Origin of the sequence: Bradyrhizobium sp., from assembly GCF_049691595.1 — a bacterium.
Classification (GTDB): Bacteria; Pseudomonadota; Alphaproteobacteria; order Rhizobiales; family Xanthobacteraceae; genus Bradyrhizobium.
The window spans coordinates 1-4,577 of the sequence record NZ_JBAVNZ010000129.1; the positions used below are offsets into that span (position 1 = coordinate 1).

A 4,577-nucleotide genomic window follows, 5' to 3' on the forward strand; every position below is an offset into this window, starting at 1 on the left:
AGGATACACTCGAGCGATGCATAACCGCGTGATCGTGCCGCAAGGCAAACGATGGGACGATCTGTTCCAGAACGGTCCGCGCGCGAGCAAGGATTTCATGGCCGAACGCGAGCAGCCGCCGGCCGAGGCGCGTGAGCAGCTCTGATGCTCACCTACATGCTCGACACCAACATCTGAACTGGGTTTGACGCCAACTGAAGCGATCACTCATTCAACGGCGTCCCCCATCACGCCACCCTGCCCCGCAAGCCATCGGCGAGCGCGGAAAGCGCATTGGCGAGTTGCCTGGCGGTTTCCGGCGCCGGCAGCGGCATTTTCAGGCTTTGCGCGCCGGTGGCAGGATCACGCTCGATCCACGGATGCGCCGCGGCGGTTGGATTGTTCGCAGCAGCCAGCGCGGCGACAAACTGCGCGCCAACCTGCATCAAGGCCTGCCATGGGTCGGAACCCATATCGCGCGGTGATGCCCGGGGTCCATCGGTACGCGCAGCCGCAATCTCGCCAGCGCTAATCTCTACATCGGCACCGACATCTTCGGCGGCCGCTGCGCCATCAGCCTTGCCGATATTGTTCACTTCCTCGGCCGGCGTCACGGCTTCGCCCTCGCCCATCCTGCCGGTAACGCTTTCCACGTCCTTCATGAAGCGGCTGAGACGCGAACCGCCGAGCGAAATCTCGCCGCTGCCGCCATCGAGAATTCCCTCCGACAGAGAGCGCTTGAAGGCCAGCACCGAAAGCATGCCCTCCTCGATGGTGCCCTTTGACACGAAATTGATGACCCGCACCGGCCGCGCCTGGCCCATGCGATGGATGCGCGCGATCCGCTGTTCGAGCACCGCCGGGTTCCACGGCAAGTCGATATTCACCAGCGTCGAGGCGTGCTGCAGATTGAGGCCGGTGCTGCCGGCATCGGTGGACAGGAACACGCGGCAAGCGGGATCGTCGCGAAACCGCTCGACCAGCGCCGGCCGCTTCTCGGACGGCACGCCACCATGGAAGCTGACATAGCCGATGCCACGCGCTTCGAGCCGGCGGATGACGATATCGTGGGTCCGCGTCCACTGCGAAAACACCACCGCCTTGGCCTCGGGGTCGGCGAATAAATCGTCAAACAGCGCCGCCAGTTCGTCGGCCTTGACGCCATGGTCGGTTTCCTGATCCAGCAGGTAGGTGCTGTTGCAGGACATGCGCATGTTCTGCAGCGCGCACATCAGCCGCCGCTGATCCTTGTCCGACAGAAATTTGGTCCGGCGCCAGCGCAGGACGATTTTCCCCACCTGGTCGGCGTTTTCCCGATGATAGTCCATTTGCGCCTCGGTCATCGGCACCAGCAGGTTCTGGTCGGTCCGGCCTGGCAATTGCCGCAGCACCTCGGATTTGCGCCGGCGGATCATGATCGGCGCCAGCGTCTGGCCGATCTTCTCCAGCCCGGTATAGCCGGTGACGCGCCCGGCTTCGTCCTTGACCTGATGCTCGTGCAGCAGCTTCCAGGTCGGTCCCAGCCGATGCTGATCGACGAACTGGACGATGGAGATCAGCTCTTCCAGCTTGTTTTCCAGCGGCGTGCCGGTCAGCACGATCGCATAGGCGCTGTCGATGCGCTTCAGGGCGCGGGCGGCGATGGTATTCCAGTTCTTCACCCGCTGGGCTTCGTCGACGATGACCAGTTCGGGCGCCCAGGCGGCGATCAGATCGAGATCGGGCTTAAGTTTCTCGTAGTTCGTAATCTTGCAGAAATCGTCCAGCGCGTAGTCGCTGCGCCGCTGCGCCCGGCCGCCCGCGATGACGCGCGCCGCCTTGTCACCCTTTCGTCCCGAGAAACGCGTGATCTCGCTCTGCCACTGGTACTTGAGGGAGGTCGGGCAAATCACCAGAACCTTGGCGACGCCAAAATGCCGCGCCAATATTTCGCTCGCGGCGATGGCCTGGATGGTCTTGCCTAATCCCATATCGTCGCCGATCAGCGCCCGGCCGCCCCGCACCGCGAACAACGCGCCCTCGGCCTGATAGGGAAACAGCGGCACCTTCAGAAGCGACAGCAGCTTTGGATCGGCAGCACCGCGCGGGAACAACTGTTCGAGCATCGAGGCGCGCCGGGCAGCATCGCGCCTGCCCGCGATGAAATCGAGCGCATCGTCATAGGCCCGCAACTCATGACCGCTGTTCGACACCATGGTCATGAAATGGTCGAGCTCGCCAAGCCGCTCGTCGGGCAGCATTCCGTTGTGTTCGGCGTCGAACAAACCGGCGGCGGCGCCCCTCACCGCGGGAGGGCAATCCGTTCCGGCGCGAAAATACACGCACCGTTGGCCCTCATTGCGCAGATACAGTTCGGAAAATGCGGGCTGGTAGCCGCGCGCGAACGCCGCCCGCGCGCCGCGCTTTTTCTCAAGCTTGCCAAGCGTGAATTCGAGGTGCTTGCAGGTTCCCAACTCGCTGGTGGCATAATCCGGGCATGAACAGAAATTGCCGCCTGGACCCGGACCTCGAACCGCCACGCGATAGCTGGATTTCGACACGGGATTGCTGACCCGAAACTCGGAGAAAAACGGCTCGCCGCCCAGATTTTCAAGCCCGAAGGCCTGCTCGCGGCCGAACTGGCGGCGCAAGCCGCGTTGCCAGTCCGCCGGCGATAGATTGACCGGGGCATGGGTGCGCGAGAGCTTCGGTTCCCGGTTCGGCCTGGCAGCGGAGTTCGGATTTTGGCGCGTGGATTTCATCGAAATACTTCCCGTTCAGGACAGTCTCTCGAGAGATACCGACCTGGCATCCCGCGTTGGCGTCCGATGCCTTTTCCCACGGGCGCGGGCTACTTCCAAATTCGCAACAACGCCGGGCGAGCGGTGTCCACAGGATCGATGATCGGCACATCACGGTTCCAACGGTCGTAACCCCGGTCTTGTTACCGAAGGAGACGCCCGCCCATGGCGCGGGCAGTGCTACTTGAAGAGCGCCGCGATGTCCGCCATTGGCCGGAACAGCCTCATCGGCTGGTCCGGAAGCGACAGGAAGCTCTCGCGTTCGTAGAAGCGCCGCGTGGCATCGTCTTTGGCGTCCACAATGTCAGATATTTTCTGTGAAGGTTGAATCGCAGTCGTTTCTTGCATTAGCCGGACAACGTCGTCGATCCCATCGTGGCTAGCAATATTGCCCATCTTCGTCGACCTTGGCGCGCCACTTCGTGGAATCACGCCCTACTGTGTGGTAAGGTGCGCTACCGGTTCGACATTTGGAAGCATCACGATGGGATCGCCGCTCCTCGAATGGCCACGGCGGCACTATGTGCCTGGAGGCAAGCACCCTTTCTTGTTTTACGCGATCTACGGTAGGGTCGACACCACAAAGGCCTTATCCAGGAGCAAGTACAGGTCGAACGGCATACCGGACGGAATCGATGTCATGACCTATGGCCCGACGGAGCATGCGGACCAGGTAGCGGCGTTTCGTGACGGATATCTGTGGGATCATCTCTCCACCGAGGACCCGAATTTGGCTGCCAAAGTTGCCGCGCAGGACTGCTGCTTGGTTCTGACGGGAGAGATCATTGATCCGCCAACCCTGAACTACTTTCGCGACGTTGTTGGTTTCCTGACATTCTGCTTGGATGCCGGCGGGGTCGCGATCTATGACCCGCTAATGTTCAAGTGGTGGGCACCATCCGAGTGGCGTTCTCATGTCTTCGATATCGGTTCGTCCGCGCCGCGGCATCACGTCGTCATTTTGCTCTCGACAGACTCTGACGGAACACAGTGGATTCACACGCGCGGAATGCGAAAGTTCGGTCGTCCGGATATCAGTGTCCATAAGGTAGGGCCGCAGCATAAGGACGCAATAATTGATCTTTGCAACCGATTCATCGAACTGCTCGCCTTTGGTGGAATTGTTGAGGACGGTCAAGAGGTCCGACTGAGTTCGCTGCCTTCTGGAATGAAATGCTTTCGCAGGGGCAGTGAAGAGGACCTAGACTTCAACAATGAGCACATCGAAATCGTGTGGCCAACTTCCACCGAAGCGACAACCTAGCATTACAATTGCCTTCTGTGGAGCTTTCTGAATCCATGGGCAACCATGATTCGAACATCGTGGACGCAGGCAGCGTCGATTGAAGAGACGCTTGCGTTGTGGGCGGCGTCGCTTCGAGAGGTCAAGAAGCGGATACGTCCGCTGTTCGGGCAAGAGCGTGTTGCGAGGAATGCAAGCTTGTTTCTGGAAGGTCTGCTCGGAGATGAGCAACGCAAGACCGGTTGGATGCGTGCGGAGGCGGCTGGTGAGGGGCGCGCGCCGACGCGCTCCAGCCAGCCGGCGATATTCCAGTTCGAGGGATCGATCGGCTGACTGACCTTAACGAAGAACGTCATGAAACAGTACAACAAGATGTCGGCAAGGGTGAAACCGCTGCCGCACAGGAATTCCCGGCCATCTGGCCGTCCAACCACTTGATGCGGTTCTGCGCGATCGCCTTCAACCCGAACGCGGCCTCGGGCGCGGTCAGAGGGTTCAAAGAGTATCACCGTCGTTGGTAGCCTTGGTAATCGCTTCCGTGGCGCCGGGCTCGTTCATGGCACCATACCCTCGGC

2 protein-coding genes and 2 pseudogenes are annotated in these 4,577 nt (G+C 60.9%); 2 read left to right on the plus strand and 2 right to left on the minus strand.

All coding sequences use genetic code 11. The annotated features are described in order from the left end of the window. Positions 1 to 227: 227 nt before the first annotated feature. Both WCE35_RS05920 and WCE35_RS05925 read right to left on the minus strand, forming a co-directional pair. Positions 228 to 2,720 (minus strand): DEAD/DEAH box helicase, encoded by a 2,493-nt coding sequence (locus tag WCE35_RS05920; RefSeq protein ID WP_424592416.1) that lies wholly within the window; start codon positions 2,718 to 2,720, stop codon positions 228 to 230. 219 nt (positions 2,721 to 2,939) lie between these two features. Then, positions 2,940 to 3,062 (minus strand): annotated as a pseudogene (locus WCE35_RS05925) (GNAT family N-acetyltransferase); the annotation flags it as partial. 337 nt (positions 3,063 to 3,399) lie between these two features. Here WCE35_RS05925 and WCE35_RS05930 point away from each other — a divergent pair. Both WCE35_RS05930 and WCE35_RS05935 read left to right on the plus strand, forming a co-directional pair. Then, entirely contained in the window at positions 3,400 to 4,023 is a 624-nt protein-coding gene (locus WCE35_RS05930; RefSeq protein ID WP_424592417.1) for a hypothetical protein, read from the plus strand. A 45-nt stretch (positions 4,024 to 4,068) separates the two neighbouring features. Next, positions 4,069 to 4,272: pseudogene (locus WCE35_RS05935) on the plus strand (IS701 family transposase); the annotation flags it as partial. Positions 4,273 to 4,577: the final 305 nt, after the last annotated feature.

What these genes read in the sequence shown, in the direction of transcription:
- WCE35_RS05920 (WP_424592416.1), bottom strand. Translation starts at nt 2,720, where the DNA reads ATGAAATCCACGCGCCAAAATCCGAACTCCGCTGCCAGGCCGAACCGG.
- WCE35_RS05930 (WP_424592417.1), top strand. Translation starts at nt 3,400, where the DNA reads ATGACCTATGGCCCGACGGAGCATGCGGACCAGGTAGCGGCGTTTCGT.